Below are 23,989 nucleotides of genomic sequence, written 5' to 3'. Positions count from 1 at the left end.
CGGCGTGGGGGTCGGCGTGGGCGTGCCCGTGCCGCCCGCGTTCAGCGTGTTGAGCGTGCTGGTGTACGCGGCCTTCTTGTTGCCCGAGCCGTCGAACAGCAGCGGCGTGCCGCCCGAGCGCCACGAGTCGGTGTCGCGCACGCCCCACACCGTGATGCCGGTGCAGCGCGACACGTTGAGGCACGCCTGGACGACCTTGCGGTAGTTCTCGGCCTGCGACGATCCGGAGCCCTCGATGTCGAGCTCGGTGATCTGCACGTCCACGCCGAGCGCCGCGAAGCTCGAGAGCGTCGTCTGGTAGTTGTTCGGCACGGGGCTCTGCGGGTTGAAGTGCGACTGGAGGCCCACGCAGTCGATCGGCACGCCGCGGGCCTTGAAGTCCTTGACCATGTTGTAGACGGCCTGCGTCTTGGCGTGCGTCCAGTCGTCGGTGTTGTAGTCGTTGTAGCAGAGCTTGGCGCCCGGGTCGGCCGCGCGGGCGGCGCGGAACGCGGCCTCGATCCAGTCGTTGCCGGTGCGCTGCAGGTTCGAGTTCCGGCGTGCGCCCGACGAGCCGTCCTGGAACGCCTCGTTGACGACGTCCCACGCGTAGATCTTGCCCTTGTAGTGCGTCGCGACCTGGGTCACGTGGTTGAGCATCGCCTGCCGGAGGTCGCTGCCCTCCATGTTCTGCATCCACCCCGGCTGCTGCGAGTGCCATGCGAGCGCGTGGCCGCGCACCTGCTTGCCGTTCTGCAGCGCCCAGTTGAGGATCCGGTCGCCCTGGGTGTAGTTGAACTGCCCCCGGTTCGGCTCGGTGGCGTCCATCTTCATCTCGTTCTCGGCCGTGATCATGTTGAACTCGCGGTTCGCGATGGTCGAGTACGTCGAGTCGTTGAGCCGGCCGGCCGCGATGGCGGTGCCGAAGTACCGGCCGCTCTCGGCGGCGGCCGCCTGGAGCGTCGAACCTGCGGCCTGCGCGCTGCCGGCGGCCACGCCGGTCACCACGAGCGTCAGGACGGCGACGGCGGCGGCACATCGTGCGCCGCGCCCGCTCCCACGTCGGAGCTTGCTCATCGTTCCTCCTTGGTCGGCCGGCCGCGGGATCAGCAGTGAACCGGCCGGCAGGGGGACTCACTGTCCGACCCGGGACGAAAGGCGTCAACGAACATAAACGCTACAGTTCCGCAACTTTCGCCCGATCGTGCGAGGTGCGGACCACCCGACCGCGCGCGACCGCGCGTGCTCGGACGGCGGCCGCCGCGGTGGCGGCGCCCGCCCCGCGGCGCGCGCTCCGATACCTGTCGGACGCCGGGGCCGGTCACGGCGCCGCCGGCCCGTCCGCTACCGTGACGCGTTCGGCGACTCACGGCTGGAGGACGCATGGCAGCACGCCACCCGGCGGCGACGCGGCGCGGCACCGGGGGCAGCCGGCGACTGGTCGTCCCGCGCCCCGTCTTCCTCCTGGTCGTCGTGCTCGTGCCCGTCGTCGCGTACCTGTGGATGACCCAGATGCCCGCGCTGCTCGGGTGGGACCGACCCGCCGAGCCCCGCACCTCGGCCGCCGAGCTGCGCGAGCGGCCGGCCCTGGCCGACGTGCTGCCCCCGCACGTTGACGCCGTCCGGGCCGTGCTCGCCGGCGTCGGCGAGACCGCGGGAGTCACCTGGGCGACGGCGGACGCCGAGGTGTTCGAGCGCCGGCAGGAGGGCACGGGCGACCAGCTGGTCGACGGCTACCCCGTGCTGCGCTGGACGCCCGGCAGCTGGACCAGCACCGAGGGTCTGGACCTCGACGAGGCGACGATCGACTCCCTCGCCGGGGTGTTCCGCGAGGTGCTCGAGCCTCGGGGCTACACGGTGACCATCGGCGCACCCGAGTACCGACCGGTCCGGCACGACGTCACGTTCACCGCGACCGACGACGACGGGTCCATGATCCACCTCCTGGACCGGTACGCCGACGGCCGGCTCACCGTCAGGGCGAGCACCACGGCGCACGTCCACCGCGACGACTCCTGCCTCCCCGACCCCGGGGCGTGCGCCCCCGCGGTGCACGACCCGCTCGTCGACGACTGACCGACCGCGACCGCGAGGCGTCCCTGCGCCGCCCGACCGTCCCCGACGTGCGCGCACCGCGCCCCTCCCCGAGGCTCGTGGTGCGCCCCGACCCACCCCCGAGGAGTCACCCGTGCTGCGAGCCGAGCAGGTCACCGACGCCGTCACCTACCACGGCGAGGGCCCGTGCTGGTCACCCACCTGGGGCGGCCTGCGGTTCGTGGACCTGCTCGCGGGCGACCTGCTGACCCTGCGCGACGACGGCACGGTCGACCGGCTGCACGTCGGCGAGATCGCCGCGTTCGTGCGCCCGCGCACGCGCGGCGGGTACGTCATCGGGCTCGCGCGCGGGATCGGGCTCGCCGACGCCCCTCACGCGCTGCCGACGCCCCTGCCGGAGCTGTGGTCCGACCCGGGCGTGCGCATGAACGAGGGCGGCTGCGACGCCGCGGGCGTGCTGTACGCCGGCTCGATGCCGTACGACGCGGCCCCCGGCGGGGCGACCCTCTACCGGATCGCGCCCGGCGGCGACGTCGAGGTCGTGCTCGACGACGTGACGATCTCCAACGGCATCGACGTCTCGCCCGACGGCACGCTCGCGTACTACGACGACACCCCGACCGGCCGCACCGACGTGTTCGACGTCGTCGACGGGCGCCTGACGCACCGGCGCCCGTTCGTCGACCACGGCGACGCGAGCCCCGACGGCCTGACGGTCGACTCGGCGGGCAACGTCTGGGTCGCGTTCAACGGCGACGGCCTCGTGCGGTGCTTCTCGCCACGGGGAGACGTGCTCGCTGAGGTGGAGGTGCCCGTGCGTCTCACGACCGCGTGCACCCTCGGCGGCCCCGACCTGCGCGACCTCTACGTGACCACGTCGCGCGAGAACCTGGACGACCCCGAGCCGGAGGCCGGCGCGCTGTTCCGCGTGCGCGTCGACGTGCCGGGGCGTCCCGTCCTGCCCTACGGCGGCTGACCGCGCGCGCCGTCGGTCGGCCGTCCGCCGTTGCGGCGGTCAGACCGTCGAGCCGCCGCCCGACGACCGTCCGCGCAGCTTCCACCAGCCGTAGACGACCGTGAGGGCGAGCAGCACGAGCCCGACCCCCGTGAGCCACAGCAGACCCTTGACGACGGCCCCGAGGACCGACAGCAGCAGCCAGACGAGGGCGAGCAGGACGACGACGGTGAGGATGCGCTTCACGCGCCCACCGTCGCACGCGTGCGGCGACGCGGCACGTCGGGCCGGTCCTCCTGCTCTCGCAGGCGTGGCGCCGGGGCGCGGTCACGCCGTACGGTGACGCGACCGCCGGCCGGTCACCCGAGGAGGCACGATGGCCAGGTCCACGCTGCACCTGTCACCTCCCGAGGGGGGCGCACCCGGCAGCTCGCCGACGCTGCCTCGGGCGGTGATCGTCCTCATGGTGGTGCTGGCGGTGGTCGGCTACCTGGTGCTCGTCCGGGGGACCGGCCCCGAGCGGCCCGCACCGGCCGACCCGTCGCCGACGGTCACGACGGCGGGTGCGGCTCCCGGTGGCCCCGCCGACGCGCGCGTGCCGCTCGCCTGACGCAGGGTCGACCGACGCACGGTCGACCGACGTCCCCACCCGCCCTGACCTCGGGAGCCCGGTGCTGCGATCCGCGCAGGTCACCGGCGCCGGGCTGGGTCAGAGCCCCGCGCGGACCCGCTCGTCCGCGCGGTGCCCGGCGTCGGGGGCGGTGAGGTCGCCGCCGGGCGTGGTCCCGGTCGTGCCGAGCCGCGCCCACCGCCCGGACGCCCGCCCGGCGCGCACCAGCAGGCCTATCCCCGCGCCGACCGCGACGCCCGTGAGGTTGTCGACCAGGTCGGTCGAGTCGCACACCCGCCCGAGCGCGGGCACGACCGCCTGCACCGCCTCGACGAGCAGCGGCAGCGCGGCCGTCGTCAGGAGCGCGGCGCGGGCGAGCCGCCGGTCACGCACGAGCCCCGACAGCAGCGCGAGCGGGACCAGCAGCGCGACGTTCGCGGCGCGCTGGTCGAACGCGAGGAGGTTGCCCACCCCGACGGGCGACCAGTCCCCGAGGGCGCACACGCCGTCCGCGGCCGACGTGACCGGTCGCGGCGTGAGGGTCAACGAGAGCACGACGCCCAGGGCGGTGAGCCACGCCGCGACGTCCAGCGGCGGCACGCGCAGGCGCCGCGCGAGCGGCAGGGTCGCCGCCGCGACGACCAGCACGGTCAGCGCGAGCCCTGCGGGCGCGTCGGGGGTCTGCTGCCACAGCACCTCGGACCACACGGAACTGCTCACCCACCCCTCGTCGCGACCGGCGCCTCGCCGTCCCTCCGAGGCTAGGAGCCGACCCCGCGCGGGCGGATCAGCCCGAGGTCGGGACCCTGGCGCCCGGGGTAGGTCGCAGGGATGAGTCCGCGCGTTCGAGTGAAGTCGCGGGTGGATCTGCGCGTCGACGGGTGACGCCGCCCGTGGCGTGCCGTCAGCGCGTGTCAGCATGGCGGACGTGCAGGGAGCCCGTGCGTACGACGTCGTCGTGGGCGCGGACCGCGCCCACGCCCACCGCCCCGACGGGCCCGCGCCCGTGCCGGCCGGCTGGGCGGGGCCCGAGGGCCCTGCGATCGACCCCGCCACGTGGCCCCGCTCGCCGCGCACCCGCCAGCCGATGATCCACTGCGCGACGCTCGAGCTGCCGCCCGGCTACCGCCGCCGCAGCCCCGACCTGGTGGCGGTCTCGGTGTTCGAGTGGGTCGACGAGACCGGGTTCCTCCCGCCGCCCGCGTTCGTCGCGGAGGCGCTCGCGGACCCGGCGCCGACCGACCCGTTCTGGCAGGACGTCGCGCGTTCGCGGCCGCACCCGCACGCGCACGTGCTGTGCGACCAGGACACGGGGTGCTTCTACGCGGCCGTGCTGCTCACGCGCGCCGAGCTCGAGGGGCCGCGCACCGCGCGGCCGCGCCTCAACCCGGTGGTCGACGAGACCGAGCACGTCGACCCGCCGGCGCGCGAGCGGTTCGGGCTGTTCGGCGACCTCTACCTGGTGGAGCGCGACGACCCGAACGCCGGCCGTGTGCCCGTGGACTGGCCCGAGGACGGCGACGACGGGTACGTCAAGGTCGACGACTGCTTCGAGCGGTTCTCCTCCACGCACCTGGGCGGCACGTTCATGGACCCGTTCGGCATGGGCAGCCGCACCGCGTCGCCGTGGTACCTCGAGGTGCACCGCCTGGGCGGCCTGTGGGTGGGCGACGACGAGAACCTGCTGGTCGACCTCGCGGCGGACGAGCCGATCGTCCACCGCTGACGCGGGGTCGTGCCGCGCTCACGCGCCGGCGGGGCCGGTGGACCCGCGCTCGACGAGCGTCGTGACGAGCTGCACCTGCCGTGACACGGGCTGCGTGCCCGCGGCCAGCGCGAGCACGGTCTCGACGGCCATGCGGCCCATGCCGGTGAGCGGCTGGTGCACGGTCGTGAGCTGCGGGGTCGTCCACGTGGCCTGGGGCGTGTCGTCGAACCCGACGACGCTGAGCCGCGCGGGCACGGGCACGCCGCGCTCGCGGGCCGCGGCGAGCACGCCGACCGCGATCTCGTCGTCGCCGCACACGACGCCGGTGGGCGGGTGCTCGGCGGCGAGCAGGTCGAGCCCGCAGCGGTACCCGGCCTCGACCGTGAACGGCACCTCCCGCACGAGGGTGCGGTCCACCTCGACGCCCGCCTGGTCGAGCGCCGCGGCGTAGCCGTGGAACCGCTCGCGCGACGCGGCCGACGCGGCGGGGCCGCCGACCCACGCGATGCGCCGGTGCCCGAGGCCCAGCAGGTGCGCGGTGGCGGTACGGCCGCCCTCCCAGTTGGTGGCGCCGATGCTCACGACCGAGTCGTCGCGGACGCCGACGGGGTCGACCATGACGAACGGCAGATCGGCCTCGGCGGCGGCGGCCAGCAGCGCGTGCGAGCCGCCGAGCGTGAGGCCGACGACCCCGACGACGCCCGTGTCGACCTGCGCGCGCACCCAGGCCCGGGCGACGTCGGGGGTCTCGCGGGCCGGGCGCTCGGGCGCGACGCGCACCAGCAGGTCGGTGCCCGCGGCGTCGGCGGCCGCGAGCACGCCCTGCAGGACGTGCGAGATGTAGGGCGACTCGAGGTTGTCGAGCACGGCGGCGAGCGCACCGCGCCGGGCCGCGGAGGGCGGTTCGGTGCTGGGCCGGTAGCCGAGGGCGGCGACCGCCTCCTGCACGCGCCGTCGGGTGTCCTCGGCGACGTCGCTGCGGCCGTTGAGGGTCTTGGAGACGGTGCCCTTCGAGACGCCCGCGCGTGCCGCGACGTCGTCGAGGGTGATGCGTCCCCGGGGTGCTCTGCCCGCCATGCCTGCCTCCTGCGAAATTGTTTCGACCCTAGCGGTGCAGCATGGTGCACCGCAAACGACGACGCGGCGGGAGAGGAACGGGTCTGCGCTGGCAAAGCCCCGGGGGCGCGCGTGACGAGGGCGAGCGAAATACTTGCGAAAGTATTACGGATGTGGGGATCGTGCGCTCGGGGGAGGCCGCCCGCCGTCGTCGCGCACGCCGCCGCTCCGTGCCACGCTCGACGCATGACGACGACGACCGTGTTCGTGAGCACGCGCGTGGCTCGCCCCGCCGCGGAGGTCTACGCGTTCGTCGCCGACCCGCGCACGCTGCCGCGCTGGGCGCACGGCCTCGGCGAGGAGGTCGAGCACGTCGACGGCGCGTGGTTCGTCAGCACCCCGGCGGGACGCGCCCGCGTGACGTTCGCGCCGCGCAACGACCTCGGCGTGCTCGACCACGTGGTCGACACCCCCACGGGCGAACGCGTCCACGTGCCGCTGCGGGTCGTGCCCGACGGCGAGGACGCGTGCGAGGTCGTGCTCATGCTGCGCACCGACGGCATGACGCCCGACGAGGTCGCCCGCGACGCTGGGCTGATGCAGGCCGACCTGGACCGGCTGCGCGACCTCGTCGAGGGTGGCGAGCCCGCCTAGGTCGTCACGTCCAACGCCGCCGGTGCACCTCGTCCGCCGCGGTGACGTCAGGCGGCCGCGCCGTCGGGGGAGACGTCGAGCAGCCCGGACGGCGGGAGCACGTCGGTCGTCGTGGGCACGGGGCGGTCGTCGGGGACGGGCACGCCCCACAGGGGGTTGCCGTCGGCGTCGAACGGCAGGACCTGGGCGCGCGCGTGGCGGTTGGGGTCCCACAGCGGGTCGCCGTCGATCTGCGTGTACGTGCGGGCGTGGTAGACGAGCACGACGTCGCCGTCGGGGGTCGTCGTGAACGAGTTGTGGCCCGGGCCGTACTGGTGGTGGTCGGGGTGGCTGACGAACACGGGGTCGGGGCTCTTGGTCCACGACGCGGGGTCGAGGAGGTCGGCGTCCGTCGAGGCCGCGAGCAGGCCCATCGCGTACTCGGGGCCGGTCGCGGCGCCGGAGTACGTGAGCAGCACGCGGCCCTCGCGGACCAGGACCGACGGGCCCTCGTTGACCCAGAACCCGGCGGTCTCCCAGTCGTGCTCGGGGCACGTGAGCAGCACGGCCGGGCCGGCGAGCGTCCACGGGTTCGCCATGGGGGCGATGTACAGGTTGGAGTTCCCGCGGATCGTGACGTCCTGCTGCGCCCAGACCAGGTACTGCGTGCCGTCGAGCACGAACGAGGTCGCGTCGAGCGCGAACGACTCCCAGCCGGTGTCGACCTGGCCGCGCTCGACCCACGTGGGCGCGAACGGGTCGGCGCTGCGGTTCTCGAGCACGTAGACGCGGTGGTTGAACGTCTCGGCGGCACCGGGGGCGTCGGCGCGGACGCCCGCGTCCGGTGCGGCGGCGTAGTAGACGTACCAGGCGTCGCCGACGCGGTGGAGCTCGGGCGCCCAGATCAGGTGCGACTGCGGCCCGTCGGCGTGGCGCTCCCAGATCGTCACCTCGTCGGCGGCCTGCAGGTCCGCCAGCCGCTCGGCGCGGCGCAGCACCACGCGGTCGTAGGCGGGGTGGGAGCCGGTGAAGTAGTACTGCCCGTCGTGGCGCAGGACGCACGGGTCGGCGCGCTGCAGGACGATCGGGTTCGGGATGAGCGTCACGACTTCTCCAACGTTGTAGGGCTGCGTCGACCGTAGCCGTCGGTGCGCGTCTTCTGCAACGTTGTAGATCCGATCGGAGGAACACGTCCGCGCCCCCGTCGGTTGTGGCGACAATGACCACCTACGGAATCATCGGGGCCGGACACATCGGCAGCCAGGTCGCCCGCGCCGTCATCGGCCAGGGCCACGACGTCGTCATCGCGAACTCCCGGGGGCCGCACACCCTCACGGAGCTCGTCGCCGAGCTCGGGCCGCGCGCCCGCGCCGGCACCGCGCAGGAGGCCGCCGAGGCCGCCGACGTCGCGGTCGTCACCGTGCCGCTGCAGGCGATCCCGACGATCCCCGTCGAGCCGCTCGCCGGCAAGATCGTGCTCGACACCAACAACTACTACTGGGAGCGCGACGGCCGCATCGAGGCCCTCGACCGCGGCGAGACCACGGTGTCCGGCATGCTCCAGGAGCACCTGCCGACGTCGAAGGTCGTCAAGGCGTTCAACCACATCATGGCCGCCGACATCACGACCGACGGCTTCCCCGCCGGGGCGCCGCAGCGGCGTGCGCTCGCGACGTCGAGCGACCACCCCGAGGCCGTCGAGCACGTCGTCGCGCTGTACGACGCGCTCGGGTTCGACGCGGTCGACGTCTCGCCGCTGAGCGAGTCGTGGCGCGTCGAGCGCGACCGGCCCGCGTACGTCGTGCGGCAGGACCGCGACGAGCTCGTCGCCAACCTCGCCCGGGCACCCCGGACCATCTGACGTCCCCGCGCCCGCGGACGGTGGTAGCCCCGCCGCCCGCGGGCGCGACGGTCGTCACACCGGGCCTCCCGGCGGGGGTGGCGTGCGACGCCCGACGTACCCTTGGACCTCGTGGCGACCCTCTCCTCCCTGTCCCGTCAGCACGTCCTCCAGGCGATCGAGGAGTACGACCAGCGCGGTGAGGACTCCTTCCTCGCCGTCTACGGCTTCGCCTCCCAGGGTGCGTGGAGCATCCAGCACGAGGGGCGGTCGTACGACCTGCCCGCCGTCGTCGGCGTCGCGCACCGGTTCGCGACCGGGCGCATCGCGACCGCGGACGACATCGCCGGTGCGCTCGCGATCGCCGCGGGGATCCTGCGCAAGCGCGGGTTCGACGTGACCCAGCCGGGCGGCGCCCCCGCGGCGCGCACGTCGGCCCGGGCCGCCGCGCCCAAGGCCCCGCGGGCACCCCGCGCACCGCGCGCCGCCGCCGCGCCGAGCACCCGACGTGCCGCCACGCCGGAGGAGGCGCCGGCCCCCGTGTGCCCCACGTGCTTCATGACCCTGCCCGCCACGGGCGTGTGCGACACCTGCGGCTGAGCGCACCGCCGCGCGGGCGGTGCCGGGCTTAGGGTCGGAGGTCGTGGACCTGCGACCCGAGCCCGCCGCCCCCGCCGACGCACCTGCCATCCACGCGCTGCGTCGCACCCTCGAGGACTGGATGGCGGACCGCGCCATCGACCAGTGGCCCGTCGGCTCGCTGCCCGCCGAGCGCATCGCCGCCCAGGTGGCGCGCGGCGAGTGGTGGGTCGTGCGGGACGCCGACGGCCTGCGCGGCACGCTGCGCGTGCTCGACACCGACCCCGAGTTCTGGGGCGAGGATGACACGCCCGCGCTCTACCTGCACGGGCTGATGGTCGCGCGGCGCGCGAGCGGCGCCGGGCTGGGGCGCGCGCTCGTCGAGTGGGCGCACGGCCGCGCGCGCGACGCGGGCGTGCCGTGGCTGCGGCTCGACCACCGCGCGTCCAACCCGCACCTCGACGACGTCTACCGGTCCTGGGGCTTCGAGGCTCTCGCCGAGACGGACCGGCCCGGGTTCGCGGTCGTGCTGATGCAGCGACCGGTGCCGCGGACCGAGGCCTGAGGGTCCGGTCCGCCGCACGCGTCGAGCTGGGCCCTTGTGTCGGGCACGTCGACAGCCATAACGTTTCTCGTTAATAACGACCAACGTCATGGAGTCACCGATGTCCCAGACCAGCGCACCCGTCCGCCCCCGCACCGCCGCTCGCGTCGCGCTCGTGGTCGTCGGCGCGGCCGCCGCGCTCCTCGGGCTGCTCGTGGTCGTGCTGCTCGTGCGGTCCGCGACGGCCCTGCCGACGCTCGACCGCCTCACCGTCACCGACCTGCACCTCGGCAACGCGAGCACACCGCCGTTCCTCGAGGGCGTCGACCACGTCGGGCGCGCGTGGTACTCGGGTGTGAGCCTCGAGCTCGTCGTCCCGCCGCAGGACGTCGTGCGGCTCGCCCTCGCGGTGCGCGTCGCGCGGTCCCTCGGCGTCGTCGCCGTGTGCGCGGTGCTCGTCCTGCTCTGCGCCGTCACCCTGCGCGGCCGCCCGTTCGCGCGCAGCGCGCCCGTCGCGCTCATCACGGCCGGGCTCCTCCTCGTGGTGAGCGACGTCGTCGCCGACGTGCTCGACGGGCGCCTGGGAAGCAGGGTGATCGCCCTCCTGGGTGACGGCGTGACGTCCGGGGCGACGGACGGCGGATCGTACGAGGGGCTGGCGGCCAGCACCGAGATCCTGCTGTCCGCCCTCGGCGTCGGGACGCTGCTGTGCGTGCTCGGCGTCGTGTTCGCCCTGGGAGGCCGCATGCAGCGCGACACCGAGCGGCTCGTCTGATGCCCCGCAAGGCCGCCGACGCGCAGGACGCCGAGATCCTCTGCCGGCTCGACGTCCTCCTGGCCGAGCGCGGCATGACCCTCGCGGCGCTCAGCGAGATCGTCGGCGTCAGCGTCGTCAACCTGTCCGTGCTGAAGAACGACCGCGCGCAGGCCGTGCGCTTCTCGACGCTCGCCGCCATCTGCGACGCGCTCGGGTGCGACGTCGGCGACCTGCTCACGCGCGCCCGCTGAGGACGCACCGCACTCGCCGGCCGAGAAGTTCGCGCACGCGGTGAACCGACCGGCCCGCCGTCTCGTCGTAGGGGGTGGAGGGGCCGGACGGGCCGCGGGGGCGAGAGAGGTGAGGGACATGCAGAAGCGGACGAAGGTGTGGGCCGGCGTGGGCGTCGGGGTCGTGGTGCTCGGGGGCGTCGCGCTCGCGGTCGGGCCCGGCCTGTACGCGGACTGGGTCAACAGCAACGCCGACGCGGCGCCGACGATCGCGGTGAGCGCCGCCGCCGACCCGGTGACCGCGACCGACGGCACCTGGACCGTCGGCGAGGGCTCGTTCGCGGGCTACCGGGTCGAGGAGGTGCTGCAGGGCAAGGACGTCACCGTCACGGGCCGCACCGAGAAGGTCACCGGCACCGTCACGGTCGCCGACGGCAGCCTCACCGACGCGGACGTCGACGTCGACATGGCGAGCATCGCGACCGACGAGCCGCCGCGCGACTCCTACTTCCGCGACACCGCGCTGCAGACCGGCACGTTCCCGACCGCGACGTTCACGCTCACCGAGCCGGTCGCGCTGGGTGACGGCGTCACGTCGGCGACGCTCACGGGCGACCTGACGATCCGCGGCGAGAAGAAGCAGGTGACCGTCGACGCGCAGGTCGCGGCCAGCGGTGACACCGTGCAGGTGGTCGGCTCGGTGCCGATCACCTTCGCAGACTTCGGCGTCGAGGCGCCTGACCTGGGCTTCGTGACGGTCGAGAAGACCGGCGCCGTGGAGTTCGACCTGCGCCTCGCGCAGTCCTGACGGCCACCCGTCAGCAGGCACGACCGACGAGGGGAGGGGTGACGTGACGCCGGACGCCGACGAGCTGTTGCGCGCCGTGCACGACGCGCACGCCGACGCGCTGCACCGGTACGTCGCGCGCCTCACCGACGCCGCCCGCGCGCAGGACGTCGTGCAGGAGACGCTCCTGCGCGCGTGGCGGCACCCCGATGTGCTGACCCGGCCCGAGGCGTCGGTGCGGGCCTGGTTGTTCACCGTCGCGCGCAACCTCGTCGTCGACGACGCACGGTCGGCGGCCCGGCGGCGCGAGCTGCCCACCGACGCCGTGCCGGACGCCGCGACGGCCGACGGCACGCAGGAGGCGCTCGACCGGTGGCTCGTCGCCGACGCGCTCGGCGCGCTGTCCGACGACCACCGCGCGGTCGTCGTCGGCGCGTACTACGGCGGCCGGTCGGTCGCCGAGCTCGCCGCCGAGCACGGCGTGCCGCCCGGCACCGTGAAGTCGCGGCTGCACTACGGGCTGCGCGCGCTGCGGCTGGCGCTGCAGGAGAGGGGAGTGACGTCATGACCGCCGACCCGTACCGGGAGTGGGACGCCGCGTACGTGCTGGGCGCGCTCGCGCCCGCCGAGCGGCGTGACTTCGAGGCGCACCTCGCCGGGTGCGCGGAGTGCCGCACGGCCGTCGGCGAGCTCGCCGGCGTGCCCGGGCTGCTCGCGATGGTGCCGTCGGACGTCGCGCTCGCGCTGCCCGGCGAGCCGGCCGGGACGCCCGCTGCCCCCGGGGCCGGTGGGTCGTCCGCCGTGGACGACGACGCCTCGCCCGCCGTGGACGACGACGGCGCGGGTGCGCAGGTCGTGCCGCTCGCGCGTCTCGCCGCGGCGGCCCGGCACCGTCGCGCCCGTCGTCGGCTCGCGCTCGTGGGGGCGGCCGCGGCGCTGGTCGTGCTGGGCGGGGTCGCCGGGTCCGCGGTGACGTCGGCGTCCACGACCCGACCCCCGGTGGTCGCCGCCGACGCGCGCACGGTCGCCCTGACCCCGGTCGCCGGCTCGGGCGTCACGGCGGATCTCACGCTCGTGCCCGCACGCTGGGGGACGCGCCTGGACTGGTCGTGCGCGTACGAGGCGGCCGCGCTGCCCGTGGGCGTCTACGAGATGGTGCTCGTCGGGCAGGACGGCGAGCGGACCGTCGTCGCCACGTGGACCAGCACGGGCGAGCGCGAGGCGTCGGGTCTGGGCGCGTCGTCGGCGCTGCCGCTCGACGGCATCGCGCGCGTCGAGCTGGGCGTCGTGGGCATGGACCGGCCGCTCGCGGAGGGCGAGGTCTGACGCGCCAGGGGCGCGCTCGCGCTGCCGACGGGAATGCGCGTGCCGAACGGCCCACGCCCGGCCGCAGCCTCCGCTAGCGTCCGGATCGCACCGCGACGACCGGCGAGCGCCGGCGGAACACGACGGTGCGGAGAGCAGGGGTCCCGTGCCGTTCCCTCGTCACGCAGCCGCCTTGCGCGTGGTCGCCGTCACCGCGCTGACGGTCGGTCTCGCGCTCGTCCCCGGGTCCGCGCAGGCCCACGGCCGCAACCACGCGCCGGACCGCCCGGCGGCGCTCACCACGAGCCCACCGGGTGCGGCGTGCGCGACTGGCGCGGCGCTGCCGGTGGTCGGCTCGCCGACCCCGACGCTGCGCGCGACCCTGACCGACCCGGACGGCGACGCCGTCCGCGCGACGTTCACGCTGCGCGACGGCAGGAACGGGCGCAAGCTCTGGGCACCGCCCGCCACGGCCCCGCAGGCCTCGGGCGCCGAGCACGCCGTCGAGGTCCCCGCGGGCCTGCTCGTCGACGGCCGGACCTACGAGTGGCGCGTGCAGGCCAAGGACGCACGTGGCCGCAAGAGCCCGACCGTGCGGTGCCGCGTCGTCGTGGACGTGACCGCGCCGGGCGCGACCACGGTCACGGCGGTGCCCGGCGCGGGTGCCGTGTACGGCGAGGACGCGACCTCCGGGGGCGTGGGGGTCGCCGGTGCGTTCCGGCTCGCGGCGTCCGACGCGGACGTCGTGGCGTTCCGGTACGGGTTCGACGGCGGTCAGGCCACGGTCGCGGTCGAGCCGGGCACGACGGCCGCGACGGTGACGTTCACGCCGACCACGGCCGGACCGGTCGCGCTCGTCGCCGCCGCGGTGGACCGTGCGGGCAACGTCGGGCCCGAGCGGCTCTACCGGTTCACGGTCGCGTCCGCGACCAGCGCCCCCGTCGGCAACGCGCGGTGGCTCCTCGACGAGGGGGAGGGCAGCACCGCCGCCGACGCGCTCGGCGGCCCCGATCTCACGCTGACGCCGTCGACCGCGTGGACCGGTGGCCTGCTCGCCGACCTCGGCTGGCTCGACGAGGACCGCGCGCTGCTGCTCGACGAGGACGGCGACGGCGCCGTCGCACCGGGCCCCGTCGTGGACACCAGCGGCAGCTTCACGGTCGCCGCGTTCGTGCGGGCCGACGGCACGACGCCCGGCACGGTCCTCAGCCAGGGCGGCCTCGCCACCGGTGCGTTCACGCTCGGCACGAGCATCACCGCGTGCGCCGACGGCGCCGCACCCTGCTGGACGTTCGCCGTGCAGGACGCCGCGGGCGGCGCGGCGGTCGCGACCGCCGCGGCCACCGTGACCCCCGGGTCCTGGTACGGCGTGTTCGGCGTCCGCGACGCGGCCGGCGGGACCGTCCGCGTCGACGTCTGCGAGATCGGCACGGCCGACGAGCCGGGCCCCATGGCCCCCCAGACGGGCACCCCTGTCGATCTCGCGTCGGCGCCCGCCGCGTCGGGGTCGTTCCGGGTCGGCGGCGCGCCTGACGACGCGTCACCGTGGCGGGGCGCCGTGAGCGCGGTCCACACGTGGGGCGCCGCGGTCGACGTGACGCGCGAGCGCGTGCTCTGCACCCGCGGCGGCGCCTGACCTGCCGCCCGCGTCACGCCGTGACCCGGCGGTCGCCGCCCTCCCGGCGGGGCCGCCGGGCGCGGACGGCGCCGACCGTCACGTCCGGCGTCCTGCCCGGCGCGTCGGGGCACCGGGTACCGTGTGGCAGTCGCGAGGACGGTCCGGTCCGGTCCGGCAGCCACGCGCCCCGCACCACCCGCGCCGGCCGCACCGCGGGTCCACGCCGGTGGACACCGCCCGCACCACGGAGGACCGATGACCTACGAGCTCGCCCTGTTCGACCTCGACGACACCCTCGCACCGTCGAAGAGCAAGGTGCACCCCGAGATCGTGGACATGATCGTCGCGCTCACGCGCGTCGCGCAGGTCGGCATCATCTCGGGTGGCCGCTTCGAGCAGTTCGACTCCCAGCTGCTGTCGTCGATCGACGACACCGCGGCCCTCGCGCGGCTGCACGTGCTGCCGACGTGCGGCACGCGCTACCTCGTGCACGACGGCGGCGAGTGGTCCGAGGTCTACAGCGAGCCGCTGACCGACGACGAGTCGCAGCGCGCCGCGCAGGCCGTCGAGGCGTCCGCGCGCGAGCTCGGCCTGTGGGAGGAGCGCACCTGGGGCGACCGCATCGAGCTGCGCGGCAGCCAGGTGACGTTCTCGGCGCTCGGGCAGGAGGCGCCGGTCGACGCCAAGGCCGCGTGGGACCCGGACGGGCGCAAGAAGGAGACGCTGCGGGCGGCCGTCGCCGAGCAGCTCCCCGACCTCGAGGTCCGCTCGGGCGGCTCGACGTCCGTCGACATCACCCGCAAGGGCATCGACAAGGCGTACGGCGTCAACCGGCTGCTCGCGCGTCTGCACCTCGAGCCGACGCAGGCCGTGTTCTTCGGCGACCGGCTCGACGAGGGCGGCAACGACTACCCCGTCATCTCGACCGGCGTGCCGTGCGTCGCCGTCGAGGGCTGGGAGGACACGCCGTCCAAGGTGCGCGCCGCGCTGCCCGAGGCGTTCGCCTGACCCGCACCTCCACCGCGTCCGTGAGGGGGCGTCGCCGCACGTCGGCGACGCCCCCTCACGCGTGCCGGCCGACCGCCGGGGGATCCTGGGGGCACGGCGACACACCCGCGCCCGTGCCGGACAGGAACGCAGCATGAGCCACCCCCGAGCCCCCGTGTTCGTCGACCTCTACGAACGTGCGTACGGCGACGTCGTCCGGTTCGCACAGCGCCGTGCCGGCACGCACGCCGAGGACGTCGCGGCCGACGCGTTCCTCGTCGCGTGGCGCCGCCTCGACGAGCTTCCCGCCGATCCCGACGACGCCCGCGCGTGGCTGTTCGGCATCGCCCGGCACGTCATGCTCAACCACCGCCGTGGCGCCGAGCGGCGCACCGCGCTCACCGTGCGCGTCGCGCAGGTGGGGCCGCCGCTCGTCACCGACGAGGACGCCGACCTCGTCGCGCACCGGGTGGACCTGGGGCGTGCCTGGCAGCGGCTGTCGGCCGCGCACCAGGAGACGCTCGCCTTGACCGTCCTCGACGGCCTCGACGCACCCCGCGCCGCGCGCGTGCTCGGCATCTCGGCCGTGGCGTACCGCCTGCGCCTGTCCCGCGCGCGCCGTGCGCTGCGCGCCCACCTCGACCACCTGCCCGCGTCGTCGTCACCGACGGCACCGCCCGCGACGACGCCACCGGCGTCCGCACCGCGCGAGAGGACCCCCGCACCGTGAACCGCACCGACACCGACACCCTGCTGCGCACGCTCGACGTCGCCGACCCGCACGTCGACCCCCGTTCGCCGCGCGCCCGTGCCGCGCTGCAGCGCATCGTGCAGACCGACCCGGACGCCCGGCCCGACGTCCGCACCGCGCGGCCCCGCGCGCGGCGGCTCGTGCTCGCCGCCGGCGCCGTGACCGCCCTCGCCGCGGGCGCCGTGGTCGCCCCGTCGCTCGTGGGCGGCGGCGACGCCGCGTACGCGACGTGGAGCGCGACCCCCACCGAGCCGACCGTCGTGCAGCGCGCCGACGCCGGAGAGGCGTGCCGCGACGCGCTCGCCCGGTCGATCGCACCCGCCGACGCCGACGCGCTCGCGGGCGCGTCGGTCGCGGTCGCGGAGCAGCGCGGCACCTGGACCACGGTCGTGCTCGCGGGCGACGGCGGGTTCGGAGGCCTCTGCGTCGACGACGGGTCCGCGGGGCTGTTCGACTCGATGTTCGGCTCGGCGGGCGTCGCCGCCATCCCGGCGCCGTCCGCGCGCGGGGTCGTCGTGACCGACCTGGGCACGGGCTCGACGTCGGCAGGCGACCTGTCGCTCGTCGCCGGGAGCGTCGGTGACGAGGTCACGGGCGTGCGGCTGCGGACCGCGAGCGTCGGGGACGTCGACGCGAGCGTGCGCGACGGCCGGTTCGTGCTGTGGTTCCCGGGGGACGAGCTGCGGGACGCCAACGCGCGGGGCGTCGAGCTCGACGTCACGTACGCCGACGGCTCGACGGGGACGGTGACGGTACGGCTCTGACCTGCCCGGACGCTCGCCGTGAAGGGTTGCTGCCGCGAGACGGCAGCAACCCTTCACACGGGCCGGGACGGCTCACGCGGTGCAGGGCACCGGACCGGACGTCGGGGGTGTGCCCGTCCCGATGAACCCGAAGCTGGTCGACCCGCCTGCCGCGAGCGCCCCGTTCCAGGCGGCGTTCGACGCCGTGACCGTCGAGCCCGTGGCCGTCACCGCGGCCGACCACGACTGCGTCACGGCACCGCCGCCCGGCAGCGTGAACGTCGTCGTCCAGCGCGTGAGCGGGGCGGTCCCGGCGGTCACGTCGACCGTCGCCTGGTAGCCGCCGGGCCACGTGCTGCCGACCGTGAGGGCCGCACGGCACGCTGCCGCCGGCGAGGCCGTGGGGGTGGGCGTGGGTGAGGTGGTCGGCGTCGGCGTCGGGGTCGCGGTGGGCGTCGGCGTGGGTGAGGTGGTCGGAGTCGGCGTGGGGGAGGCCGTCGGCGTGGGCGTCGCCCCGCCGCCGAGGCCCAGGCCCTCGAGGACGTCGGTGAGCTGCGCCGCGATCACCTGGTGGTCGCGGACGGACGGGTGCCAGTCGCAGCCGCCGTAGTCGAGGCCCTCGCTGCCGTAGTACCAGGACACGACGCGGTCGTCGCCGGCCGCCCGCCGCTCGTCCACGACGCGCTGCGCGAGGTCCTTCAGGTCGGTGCCGGTGTGCACGGACGTCGCGGAGACGACGAGCCAGGTGTCGTCGCCGTAGCGGTCGCGCAGGTCGTCGAGGAACCCGTGGTACGCCGCGACCCACGCCTCGCGCAGCGCGGCGGGCGTCGCCCAGGCCTCGCCCGATCCGAGCGCTGTCGAGAAGTCGTTGATGCCCAGGCCGATGACGACCGCGTCGGGGTCCCACCCGGTGGCCGGCCCGCCGGAGGTGCCCGGGACGAACGGCAGCACGCGGTCGTAGTACGTGCGGTAGCTCGTGCCCGCGTCGGATCCGGCGTAGTTGCGCACCATGCCGCGCCCCGAGAACGCGTTGAGCTGGTAGTCCGCGCCCAGCGCGCGGGCCGTCAGCGCGCCGAAGCTGAGGTCCGCGTTGGTCGTGCGGGTCAGCTGGTCGCCCGTGCAGGTGCGGCTGCTCGACGTGTTGCCGTACCCCACGGTGTACGAGTCTCCGACGTACTCGATCTGCAGTTCGCGCGGTGCGGGCGCGGGCAGCACGACGCTGCCGTCGTGCGGTACGAACCCGCCGAACGTGCTGGTCGCCCACGGGGCCTCGCTGCGCTTGACGACGCGCACGTCGTGCTCGCCGGCGGGCAGGCCGTCGACCACGTGCGTCGTCGCGCCGGGCGCCACGAGCGTCTCGACCGTGCGGCCGTCGACCTGCACGTCGTAGTCGCCCGTCGCGTCGTCCAGCACGATGCCGACGCCCGTGCCGCGGAACCGGCCCTCGAAGTACACGCCGGGCCACGCGTGCTGCCACGTGCCGGCGACGGGGAGCACGCGACCGGCGGTGCGGACGGTGTCGTCGAGCGAGGTCGCCGCGGCGGTGCCGGACGGTGCGAGCGGGGGTGCGGCACCGGGGGCGGCGGCCGCGGCGACGGGCAGCAGGGCGACGCAGGCCGCGACCGCGGCGGTGACGACGGTGGCACGCGACGGGCGCACGCGGGGATCCTCTCGACGGACCGGGTCGCACGGGACCGGGCGACCCCGTCTTGCTACCGTCCCGCGCGTCGCGTCCGCACCGGGTGAAGCGATTCGACGCACCGACCACGCGGGCCGCGGCACGGTGTGCGGCGTTCCGGCGGCTGGGACGCCGCAACGCCGCATACCGCCGGTGGTCGCGGGCGCGGTCGCCCGTCCGGCACGGGGGTCCGCTCGCCGGGGTCGGCGCACCGGGTAGCGGGCCTCCGGCGTCCCGGCCGGCGAGCGGTCCCGCTGCCGTACGGGTCCCCGCCGCAGCCGCACGCGCGTCGGGGTGTTCCTCAGCGGGTCGTGCCGCGCTCCAGCAGGCTCACGGGCAGCACGATCTGCTCGGGCGGCGCGGCCTCGCCCGCGGTGCGCAGGTCGAGCAGGCGCACGGCGTGCTCGACGAGCAGCTCGTGGTGCGGGTCGACGGTCGTCAGCCCGGGCCACACGTGCTCACCGAGCGCGAGCGCGTCGAACCCGACGACCTGCACGTCGCCGGGGATCGTGCGGCCGTGGTCCTGCAGCGCGGCCATCGCGCCGATCGCGACCTGGTCCGTGACCGCGAAGACGCCGTCGAGGTCGAGACCCCGGGCGAGCGCGTCGTCGACGGCCTGCCGGCCCTGCGCGGCCTCGAGCCACGGCGCGGGCAGCACGAGCCGCTCGTCGACGGGGACGCCGGCCGCGGCGTGGGCCTCGCGCCAGCCCTGGGTGCGGGAGCCGGAGACGCCGGGGTCGTCGTCGAGCGTGCCGCCGACGATCGCGACGCGCCGCGCGCCGCGCGCGAGCAGGTGCGCGGTGGCGAGGCGCGCGCCCTCGACGTTGCCGAGCATGACGTGGTCGAACCGTGGCGGCATGGGGCGCTCGCCCAGCAGCACCAGGGGGAGCTGGGTCTGCAGGCGGTCGACGTCGTCCGGCGCGAGGCCGACGACGGACAGCAGCACGCCGTCGTACATCTGGAGCCGGGCCTGGGACAGCGCGCCGAGCTCGCCCTCCTTGCTGGCGTTGGTCTGCTCGATGACGAGGTGCCGGTCGCTCGCGCGCAGCGCGGTGGTGAGTTGCGCGCCGAGCTGGCCGAAGTACGGGTGGTCGACGCGCGGCACGACGAACGCGACCGTGCCGGAGCGGCCGGCGCGCAGGCGGCGTGCGGTGAGGTTGACCTCGTAGCCGAGGTCCGCGATGGCGTCGAGCACGCGGGCGCGGGTCTCGGGCCCGACGCGCGGCCGGTCGTTGACGACGTTCGAGACGGTCATGACCGAGACGCCGGCGGCGCGCGCGACGTCCTTGAGCGTCGGGGCGCCAGCGGGTCGCATGGACCCCTCCTCGCGTCGTCGGGCGGCGCGCCGCTCCTTGACGTGCGGCGCGCGACCGAGCATATTCGACCCTGCACGACGGCGTGTATCGATAAACCGGCCCGAGGGCCGGGCGGCACGCGCGTCGGCGCACCGCACCGACCACCCGAGGAGCCCCGTGTCCGACCAGCTGACCGCCGTCATCGACCTCGACCTGCCCGGCGCCACGATCAGCCGCCACGTCTACGGCCACTTCGCCGAGCACCTGGGCCGCTGCATCTACGGCGGCTTCTGGGTCGGCGAGGACTCGCCGATCCCGAACGTCCGCGGCATCCGCTCGGACGTCGTCGACGCGCTGCGTGCGATCTCGATCCCCAACCTGCGCTGGCCGGGCGGGTGCTTCGCGGACGACTACCACTGGCGCGACGGCATCGGCCCGCGCGACCAGCGGCCGCGCATGGTCAACAGCCACTGGGGCGACGTCGTCGAGGACAACTCCTTCGGCACGCACGAGTTCATGGACCTGTGCGAGCTGCTCGGCGCCGAGCCGTACGTCAACGGCAACGTCGGCTCGGGCACCGTGCGCGAGATGAGCGAGTGGGTCGAGTACCTCACGCGCGGCGACGACTCGCCCATGTCGTCCCTGCGCCGCGCGAACGGGCGCGACGAGCCCTGGAAGGTCCCGTTCTTCGGCATCGGCAACGAGCCGTGGGGCTGCGGCGGCAACATGTCCGCCGAGCACTACACCGACCTCGCGCGCCAGTACGCGACGTACATCCGCAACCACGGCGGCAACACGGTCGACAAGATCGCCGCGGGCGCCAACGCCGACGACTACGCGTGGACCGAGGCGCTCATGAAGGTCTCGGCCAAGCTGGGCTGCGGCTGCGACCCGCGCGGCTTCTTCCAGCACGTGTCGATGCACTACTACACGATGAGCGGCGACTGGGCCGACAAGGGCGCCGCGACGTCGTTCACGACCGACGAGTGGTACCTCACGATGAAGCGCGCGCGCCGCATCGAGGAGCTCGTGCGCGGGCACGCCAACGTCATGGACGCCTACGACCCCGACGCGCGCATCGGCCTCGTCGTCGACGAGTGGGGCACGTGGTGGAACGTCGAGGAGGGCACCAACCCGGGGTTCCTGTACCAGCAGAACACGCTGCGGGACGCGCTCGTCGCCTCGACGCACTTCGACACGTTCCACCGGTACGCGCGCCGCATCTCGATGGCGAACATCGCGCAGACCGTCAACGTGCTGCAGGCGATGATCCTCACCGACCCCGACTCGGGTGCGCTCGTGCTCACGCCGACGTACCACGTGTTCGAGATGAACACGGGCCACCACGACGCCGGCTCGCTCGACGTCCGGTTCAAGGGCGACCTGCCCACGCGCACGGTCGACGGCTCCGCGCTCGCGACCCTGTCGGTGTCCGCGTCGACCAAGGACGGCACGGCGCTCGTGTCGCTGTCGAACATGGACGCCGAGACCCCGACGACGCTCGTGCTCGACCTGCGCGGCCGTGAGGTCACCGACGTGGCGGGCCGCGTGCTCACCGCGGGGACGCTGCACGCGCACAACACGCCCGACCAGCCCGACGCGGTCGCGCCGACGGCGTTCGCGGGCGCCCGCCCGCACGCGCGCGGCCTCGAGGTCGAGGTGCCCGCGCACTCCTACGTGACGCTGTCGCTCACGCTCGCCTGACACCCACCCCCTCGGGCGTCAGGCTGCGGAAGCCGGCGAGCGCGACGGTGCGCTGCTCGCCGGCTTCCGGGCGAGGTCGGCGCGTCCGCTGTCGTGCCCGAGTCCTGCCCGGTCGGCGGCCGCCACGCGTGGGCCGCCCTGGCCGACAGCGTCGACGCCGACACCGTCGCAACCGTCGCGCGCCTGGCGCGCCACATCTACCCCTCCCTCGACGTGTCGCCCCTGAGCAAGTCCGCCACGGGCTGTGTGCGACGTACGACGCGGCGCACGTGCGCGCGATCCACCGGCCCCTTTTCCAGGACGTCTACGCGTGGGCGGGGGAGTACCGCACGGTCGAGATGTTCAAGTGGGTCGGCCGCGGCTTCGCGGAGTTCCGCGGCGGAGAGGTCGAGCGCTACCTGGGCGACGTGCATCGCCTCGTCGCCGACACGGCGTGGCGCAAGTTGGATCGCGAGCAGTTCGGGGAGCGGGCTGCCACGGTGTTCGCCTACCTGAACCAGGCGCACCCGTTCCGGGAGGGCAACGGGCGCACGTCAAAGGTGTTCATGGAGGAGGTGGCCGAGCAGTCGCGCTTCACGCTCGACTTCTCGCGTGTCGCGCCGGACCAGTGGAACCAGGCGTCCATGTTGAGCCGGCCCGACCTGCTCGCCTACGAGCCCGTGCCGAACTCGCTCGTGCCGGTGTCCGGCACGTCGCGGTCGAGCGCCCGGCGCTGAGTCCGTCGGTAGTCGACGACGTGTCATCGACCCGGTCACTGGGGAGCGCGAGCTACCCGCGGCCAGCCACCAAGGCCCCCGGCGCGAGCACGCCGTACGACACCGCCCGCCCGTACCGCTCTTCACCGGGCGTCGGGTACTCGACAGGACGAGGAGAGGGGCGATGACGAACGTCGTGGGCTACGCGCGCGTGTCCCGTCACGACCAGACCCCGCCGCGCAGGAGGCCGAGCTGCGCGCCGCCGGCGCGGCGCGGGTGTTCGTAGACCAGGGCGAGTCGAGCCGGGTGAAGGACCGCCCGCAGTGGCTCGCGCGCCTCGACTACCTGCGCCCAGGGGACACCCTGCTCGTGCGGCGCCGGGACCGGATCGCCGGCAGCGAGAGACGTCCGTGTGGCTGATGCCCTGCACTCGAGCGTCGGCTGCATGCTCGGTCCGCAACGTGGCGGCCGCGATCAGGCGACTCGAGCGGGCGTGACTGCGATCCCTGTCAGCCCGGCGTCTTTCAGCGCGTCGACGACGTCACCCGAGACGATGACGATCTTGCTCAGGTTCGGCAGCGCGAACACCCGGTGATCTTTCAACTTGGCCCGAGACAGCACCCAACGGATGGGCAGTCCACCCGGCCCCCAGGTGGTCGAAGCCTCGTCGTAGAGGTCGTCGTGCCAGTCGGGGAAGTGCATGACGAAGTACGGCAGCGCGCTGCCGTCGGGCATCTGGACCGTCGCGTCGAGCCACTGGATGCGATCCGCCCCCCCGAGGTGCGCGTCGAGCACCTCGCGCACCGCTGGAGAAACCAACCGCGTCATGTCGGCCGTTCCGATCCAGTCCTCTGCAGGACCGTCCAACGGCCACGACCACGCAAGCTGGGGCGGGTCTTGCACCAGGCCCGGCTCGAAGACGAGCCGATCAAGGAACTGCCAGTCGATGTCGATCGCCGTATCGGCGAGCTTCTTCGACTGCAAAGGCGTCAGGACGTGGAAGTCGGGCGGGGGGTCGGAGTCGGTGCCGGGTCTGTCGGGTAGCACTCCCAGTAGGCCTTTCTCACGATGGTTGGGTCCGCCTTCACGACGTCGACGACACGCTCGGTGAACAGCCGCTTGAACCCTTCCACGTCTGTGCCGGCGTCGCGTGACGCCTTGCGCATGTTGTCCAGAACCCACTGGTGGTATGCAGCGGGGTGAGGGCCAAGGTGTGGGATCAGGAAGACTGAACCGCCCCGGCTTCCATGGAGGTGGTGCGTCCAGCGCGCCACGGCGGCACGCGACGCGCTGCACCGTGCGTTGCTAGACGAGACCCGCTCCGAGCACCCCGCAGTCAGGGCGCAGCGACGAGCGATCGTGCTGGCTGGACCGCCCGGCACAGCCGGACGCGGGCTTGTCCCGGGTCTCCAGCTCCATGACCGGCAGAGGTCCGCGTTCGGCGTCCTGGGCGTGGCGGCGGTGGGTGGGGAACAGGTGG

At 74.8% G+C, this 23,989-nt stretch carries 28 protein-coding genes; 20 read left to right on the top strand and 8 right to left on the bottom strand.

Going from position 1 to position 23,989, the window contains the following annotated elements:
- Window positions 1–1,056: endo-1,4-beta-xylanase (locus ATM99_RS02115; RefSeq protein ID WP_062101304.1), on the bottom strand; the 1,056-nt coding region annotated here is incomplete at its 3' end.
- Between the two features lie 306 nt (window positions 1,057–1,362).
- Between ATM99_RS02115 and ATM99_RS02110 the strand changes: the two genes are divergently transcribed.
- On the top strand, window positions 1,363–2,055 hold the full coding sequence (locus ATM99_RS02110; protein ID WP_062101299.1) for a hypothetical protein: 693 nt from the start codon (window positions 1,363–1,365) through the stop codon (window positions 2,053–2,055).
- Between the two features lie 112 nt (window positions 2,056–2,167).
- The gene (locus ATM99_RS02105) at window positions 2,168–3,010 is read left to right on the top strand and encodes an SMP-30/gluconolactonase/LRE family protein (RefSeq protein WP_190278747.1); all 843 of its coding nucleotides are present in this window, start codon (window positions 2,168–2,170) and stop codon (window positions 3,008–3,010) included.
- 39 nt (window positions 3,011–3,049) lie between these two features.
- Here ATM99_RS02105 and ATM99_RS02100 read toward each other — a convergent pair whose 3' ends face one another.
- Window positions 3,050–3,235 (bottom strand): hypothetical protein, encoded by a 186-nt coding sequence (locus ATM99_RS02100; protein WP_062101298.1) that lies wholly within the window; start codon window positions 3,233–3,235, stop codon window positions 3,050–3,052.
- A 130-nt stretch (window positions 3,236–3,365) separates the two neighbouring features.
- On the opposite strand from ATM99_RS02100, the gene ATM99_RS02095 reads away from it, so the two are divergent.
- Window positions 3,366–3,599 carry a hypothetical protein gene (locus ATM99_RS02095; RefSeq protein WP_062101297.1) on the top strand — a complete coding sequence of 78 codons (234 nt, stop codon included), beginning with the start codon at window positions 3,366–3,368 and terminating at the stop codon, window positions 3,597–3,599.
- Between the two features lie 99 nt (window positions 3,600–3,698).
- On the opposite strand, the gene ATM99_RS02090 is transcribed toward ATM99_RS02095, so the two are convergent.
- Window positions 3,699–4,319, bottom strand: coding sequence for a VanZ family protein (locus ATM99_RS02090; protein WP_190278746.1), 621 nt, complete (start codon window positions 4,317–4,319; stop codon window positions 3,699–3,701).
- 208 nt (window positions 4,320–4,527) lie between these two features.
- On the opposite strand from ATM99_RS02090, the gene ATM99_RS02085 reads away from it, so the two are divergent.
- Window positions 4,528–5,325, top strand: coding sequence for a hypothetical protein (locus ATM99_RS02085; protein WP_150118072.1), 798 nt, complete (start codon window positions 4,528–4,530; stop codon window positions 5,323–5,325).
- Window positions 5,326–5,343: 18 nt separating this feature from the next.
- Here ATM99_RS02085 and ATM99_RS02080 read toward each other — a convergent pair whose 3' ends face one another.
- Window positions 5,344–6,384, bottom strand: coding sequence for a LacI family DNA-binding transcriptional regulator (locus ATM99_RS02080; protein WP_062101294.1), 1,041 nt, complete (start codon window positions 6,382–6,384; stop codon window positions 5,344–5,346).
- A gap of 225 nt (window positions 6,385–6,609) precedes the next feature.
- On the opposite strand from ATM99_RS02080, the gene ATM99_RS02075 reads away from it, so the two are divergent.
- Window positions 6,610–7,017 (top strand): SRPBCC family protein, encoded by a 408-nt coding sequence (locus ATM99_RS02075; protein WP_062101293.1) that lies wholly within the window; start codon window positions 6,610–6,612, stop codon window positions 7,015–7,017.
- Between the two features lie 47 nt (window positions 7,018–7,064).
- Here the strand turns inward: ATM99_RS02075 and ATM99_RS02070 are convergent, their stop codons facing one another.
- Window positions 7,065–8,102 carry a family 43 glycosylhydrolase gene (locus tag ATM99_RS02070; protein ID WP_062101292.1) on the bottom strand — a complete coding sequence of 346 codons (1,038 nt, stop codon included), beginning with the start codon at window positions 8,100–8,102 and terminating at the stop codon, window positions 7,065–7,067.
- 53 nt (window positions 8,103–8,155) lie between these two features.
- Between ATM99_RS02070 and ATM99_RS02065 the strand changes: the two genes are divergently transcribed.
- From ATM99_RS02065 to ATM99_RS02010, 12 genes are all read left to right on the top strand, one after another.
- Entirely contained in the window at window positions 8,156–8,857 is a 702-nt protein-coding gene (locus tag ATM99_RS02065; protein WP_223304765.1) for an NADPH-dependent F420 reductase, read from the top strand.
- A 111-nt stretch (window positions 8,858–8,968) separates the two neighbouring features.
- Window positions 8,969–9,436: a hypothetical protein gene (locus ATM99_RS02060; protein WP_062101302.1), complete on the top strand. Its 468-nt coding sequence runs from the start codon at window positions 8,969–8,971 to the stop codon at window positions 9,434–9,436.
- A 43-nt stretch (window positions 9,437–9,479) separates the two neighbouring features.
- Window positions 9,480–9,980, top strand: a complete 501-nt coding sequence (locus tag ATM99_RS02055) for a GNAT family N-acetyltransferase (protein ID WP_062101290.1) — start codon at window positions 9,480–9,482, stop codon at window positions 9,978–9,980.
- Window positions 9,981–10,080: 100 nt separating this feature from the next.
- Entirely contained in the window at window positions 10,081–10,734 is a 654-nt protein-coding gene (locus ATM99_RS02050; protein ID WP_150118071.1) for a hypothetical protein, read from the top strand.
- A complete protein-coding gene (locus tag ATM99_RS02045; protein WP_062101288.1) occupies window positions 10,734–10,967 on the top strand; it encodes a helix-turn-helix transcriptional regulator in 234 nt (77 codons plus the stop codon). Before ATM99_RS02050 ends, ATM99_RS02045 begins: the two co-directional genes overlap by 1 nt.
- 118 nt (window positions 10,968–11,085) lie before the next feature.
- A complete protein-coding gene (locus ATM99_RS02040; RefSeq protein ID WP_062101287.1) occupies window positions 11,086–11,754 on the top strand; it encodes a YceI family protein in 669 nt (222 codons plus the stop codon).
- A 43-nt stretch (window positions 11,755–11,797) separates the two neighbouring features.
- Window positions 11,798–12,301 carry a sigma-70 family RNA polymerase sigma factor gene (locus ATM99_RS02035; RefSeq protein ID WP_062101286.1) on the top strand — a complete coding sequence of 168 codons (504 nt, stop codon included), beginning with the start codon at window positions 11,798–11,800 and terminating at the stop codon, window positions 12,299–12,301.
- Entirely contained in the window at window positions 12,298–13,059 is a 762-nt protein-coding gene (locus tag ATM99_RS02030; protein WP_062101285.1) for a zf-HC2 domain-containing protein, read from the top strand. Before ATM99_RS02035 ends, ATM99_RS02030 begins: the two co-directional genes overlap by 4 nt.
- Window positions 13,060–13,237: 178 nt before the next feature.
- On the top strand, window positions 13,238–14,674 hold the full coding sequence (locus tag ATM99_RS02025) for a LamG-like jellyroll fold domain-containing protein (protein WP_062101284.1): 1,437 nt from the start codon (window positions 13,238–13,240) through the stop codon (window positions 14,672–14,674).
- Window positions 14,675–14,911: 237 nt separating this feature from the next.
- Window positions 14,912–15,664, top strand: coding sequence for an HAD-IIB family hydrolase (locus ATM99_RS02020; RefSeq protein WP_062101283.1), 753 nt, complete (start codon window positions 14,912–14,914; stop codon window positions 15,662–15,664).
- A gap of 133 nt (window positions 15,665–15,797) precedes the next feature.
- A complete protein-coding gene (locus ATM99_RS02015; protein WP_062101282.1) occupies window positions 15,798–16,373 on the top strand; it encodes an RNA polymerase sigma factor in 576 nt (191 codons plus the stop codon).
- Window positions 16,370–17,158 carry a hypothetical protein gene (locus ATM99_RS02010; protein ID WP_062101281.1) on the top strand — a complete coding sequence of 263 codons (789 nt, stop codon included), beginning with the start codon at window positions 16,370–16,372 and terminating at the stop codon, window positions 17,156–17,158. Before ATM99_RS02015 ends, ATM99_RS02010 begins: the two co-directional genes overlap by 4 nt.
- Before the next feature lie 72 nt (window positions 17,159–17,230).
- On the opposite strand, the gene ATM99_RS19845 is transcribed toward ATM99_RS02010, so the two are convergent.
- Window positions 17,231–18,796 carry a cellulose binding domain-containing protein gene (locus ATM99_RS19845; protein ID WP_304438264.1) on the bottom strand — a complete coding sequence of 522 codons (1,566 nt, stop codon included), beginning with the start codon at window positions 18,794–18,796 and terminating at the stop codon, window positions 17,231–17,233.
- Between the two features lie 320 nt (window positions 18,797–19,116).
- Window positions 19,117–20,130 carry a LacI family DNA-binding transcriptional regulator gene (locus tag ATM99_RS02000; RefSeq protein WP_062101300.1) on the bottom strand — a complete coding sequence of 338 codons (1,014 nt, stop codon included), beginning with the start codon at window positions 20,128–20,130 and terminating at the stop codon, window positions 19,117–19,119.
- A 157-nt stretch (window positions 20,131–20,287) separates the two neighbouring features.
- Here ATM99_RS02000 and ATM99_RS01995 point away from each other — a divergent pair, with 157 nt between their 5' ends.
- From ATM99_RS01995 to ATM99_RS18500, 3 genes are all read left to right on the top strand, one after another.
- The gene (locus ATM99_RS01995) at window positions 20,288–21,814 is read left to right on the top strand and encodes an alpha-N-arabinofuranosidase (RefSeq protein ID WP_062101280.1); all 1,527 of its coding nucleotides are present in this window, start codon (window positions 20,288–20,290) and stop codon (window positions 21,812–21,814) included.
- Window positions 21,815–22,083: 269 nt separating this feature from the next.
- On the top strand, window positions 22,084–22,530 hold the full coding sequence (locus ATM99_RS18505; RefSeq protein ID WP_062101279.1) for a Fic family protein: 447 nt from the start codon (window positions 22,084–22,086) through the stop codon (window positions 22,528–22,530).
- Between the two features lie 255 nt (window positions 22,531–22,785).
- The gene (locus ATM99_RS18500) at window positions 22,786–22,929 is read left to right on the top strand and encodes a recombinase family protein (protein WP_255356782.1); all 144 of its coding nucleotides are present in this window, start codon (window positions 22,786–22,788) and stop codon (window positions 22,927–22,929) included.
- 54 nt (window positions 22,930–22,983) lie between these two features.
- Here the strand turns inward: ATM99_RS18500 and ATM99_RS01985 are convergent, their stop codons facing one another.
- Window positions 22,984–23,493 carry a hypothetical protein gene (locus tag ATM99_RS01985; protein WP_150118070.1) on the bottom strand — a complete coding sequence of 170 codons (510 nt, stop codon included), beginning with the start codon at window positions 23,491–23,493 and terminating at the stop codon, window positions 22,984–22,986.
- Window positions 23,494–23,989 lie beyond the last annotated feature (496 nt).

Origin of the sequence: Cellulomonas sp. B6 (assembly GCF_001462455.1) — a bacterium.
In the GTDB taxonomy this organism is placed as follows: Bacteria; Actinomycetota; Actinomycetes; order Actinomycetales; family Cellulomonadaceae; genus Cellulomonas.
The sequence above is the reverse complement of the archived record's forward strand: the minus strand, read 5'-3'. Positions and strand labels throughout refer to the sequence as shown.